Source organism: Mycobacteriales bacterium (genome assembly GCA_035504215.1).
Classification (GTDB): Bacteria; Actinomycetota; Actinomycetes; order JAFAQI01; family JAFAQI01; genus DATAUK01.
Genome location: DATJSI010000133.1, coordinates 1 through 2,460, shown reverse-complemented (window position 1 = coordinate 2,460; position 2,460 = coordinate 1). Strand labels below are relative to the sequence as shown.

2 protein-coding genes are annotated in these 2,460 nt (G+C 68.9%); both read left to right on the top strand.

The window, feature by feature from the left end; translation table 11 throughout:
- Positions 1–28 precede the first annotated feature (28 nt).
- Complete coding sequence (locus VME70_15405; protein ID HTW21581.1) at positions 29–886, top strand: aldo/keto reductase; 858 nt, start codon at positions 29–31, stop codon at positions 884–886.
- A 60-nt stretch (positions 887–946) separates the two neighbouring features.
- Positions 947–2,460 (top strand): glycogen debranching protein GlgX (gene glgX, locus VME70_15400; protein HTW21580.1); only part of this gene is annotated, 1,514 nt, incomplete at its 3' end.

Below are 2,460 nucleotides of genomic sequence, written 5' to 3'. Positions count from 1 at the left end.
GACGCGGCGGAAGACAAGGAGCGTGCCCATGAGCGTACGACCGACAGCGGCGGCCGCCGGCAAGATTGACATCGGCGGCGATCTGACGGTGAACCGGCTCGGGTTCGGCGCGATGCGGATCACCGGGAAGGGAGTCTGGGGCCCGCCGCCGGACCGGGACCGCGCCAAGGAGGCGCTGCGCCGGGCGGTCGAGCTCGGCGTCACGTTCATCGACACCGCCGACTCCTACGGGCCCGACGTCAGCGAGGAGCTGATCGCCGAGACCCTGTACCCGTATCCCGACGACCTCGTCATCGCGACCAAGGGCGGCCAGATCCGGCCGGGGCCCGGCCGGTGGGTACCTGAGGGGCGTCCCGAGCACCTGCGCAGCGCCTGCGAGGGCAGCCTGCGCCGGCTGCGGGTCGACCGGATCGACCTGTACCAGTTCCACCGGCCCGACCCGAAGGTGCCGTTCGCGGAGTCGGTCGTGGCGCTGAAAGAGCTGAAGGACGAAGGCAAGATCCGGCACATCGGCCTGTCGAACGTCTCGGAAGAGCAGTTGCGCGAGGCCGAGCGGATCACGCCCGTGGTCTCGATCCAGAACCGCTACAACGTCACCGACCGGTCGTCGGACGGGATGGTCGACCTGTGCGAGCAGGAGGGAATGGTGTTCTTCCCGTGGGCGCCGATCAGCGAGGCGCAGGGCATTCCGCTTCGCACGGCGGCCGAAGCGCGCGGCGTGAGCCCGCGACAGGTGGCGATCGCCTGGCTGCTGGCCAGGTCGCCGCAGATTGTGCCCATTCCCGGCTCCGGGTCGGCGGACCACGTGGAGGAAAACATCGCGGCCGCGAGCCTCGAGCTGGACGGGGAGGAATTCAACGCGATCACCAACGCGCCGGACGCCTGACCAGGGCGGCGCGAGCCGCTGCGTGAGCCGCTGCCGAAAACGGGTCAAAAGGCGTGATCCATGGTAGGTACGGACGCGCTGGGGCAGATGGAAGCCATGGGACCCGAAACGTGGCCGGGACGGCCATACCCGCTGGGAGCGACGTACGACGGCATCGGCACGAACTTCGCGCTGTTCTCAGAGGTAGCGGACCGCATCGAGCTGTGCCTGTTCGACGACGGACCCGACCGCGGCGCCGAGCAGGCGAGCGGCACCGGCGGCAGTGCCGGGGCCGGCGAGCGGCGGATCGACATGACCGAGGTCGACGGTTACGTCTGGCATTGCTTCCTGCCCGGCGTCGGGCCCGGCCAGCGCTACGGCTACCGCGTGTACGGCCCCTACGACCCCGAGGACGGCCTGCGCTGCAATCCGACGAAACTGCTGCTCGACCCGTACGCCACCGCGATCGACGGCGAGGTCCGGTGGGACCCCGCCGTCTTCGGCTATCCGCTCGGCGGCGACGACCTGGACCGTTACGACGGGGACAGCGCGCCGTTCGTGCCGCGGTCGGTGGTCACGAACCCGTGGTTCGAGTGGGGGGACGACCGGCGGCTGCGCATCCCCTGGCACGAGACCGTGCTGTACGAGTGCCACGTCAAGGGGCTCACGATGCGCCATCCCGAGATCCCCGGGCACCTGCGCGGGACCTACGCGGGCATGGCGCACCCTGCCGTCATCGCGCACCTAAAGCGGCTGTGCGTCACGGCGGTCGAGCTGATGCCCGTCCATCACTTCGTGCACGACCACTACCTGATCGAGCGGGGCCTGCGGAACTACTGGGGATACAACTCGATCGGCTTCCTCGCCCCGCACACCGAATACTCGGCGTGGGGCGTCGAGCAGGTCGTCTCCGAGTTCAAGTACCTGGTGAAGACCATGCACGAGGCGGGGATCGAGGTGATCCTCGACGTCGTCTACAACCACACCGCGGAGGGCAACCACCTCGGCCCGACGCTGTCGTTCAAGGGCATCGACAACCCCGCGTACTACCGGCTGGCCGACGGCGGGCGCTACTACTTCGACACCACCGGCACAGGCAACACCCTGAACATGCGGCAGCCGCACGTGCTCCAGCTGATCATCGACTCGCTGCGGTACTGGGTGAGCGAGATGCACGTGGACGGGTTCCGCTTCGACCTCGCCGCCAGCCTGGCCCGCCAGTTCCACGACGTCGACCGGCTGTCGGCGTTTTTCGACCTGATCCAGGTCGACCCGGTGGTGAGTCAGGTCAAGCTCATCGCCGAGCCGTGGGACCTTGGCGAAGGCGGCTACCAGGTGGGCAACTTCCCGACCCTCTGGTCCGAATGGAACGGCCGCTACCGGGACCACGTCCGCGATTTCTGGCGCGGCGCCGACCAGGCCCTCGGCGACTTCGCCTACCGGCTGACCGGCAGCTCCGATCTGTACGGCCGCACCGGGCGCCGCCCGCACGCCAGCATCAACTTCGTCACCGCCCACGACGGGTTCACCCTCACCGACCTGGTCTCCTACGACCACAAGCACAACGAGGCGAACGGCGAGGACAACCGCGACGG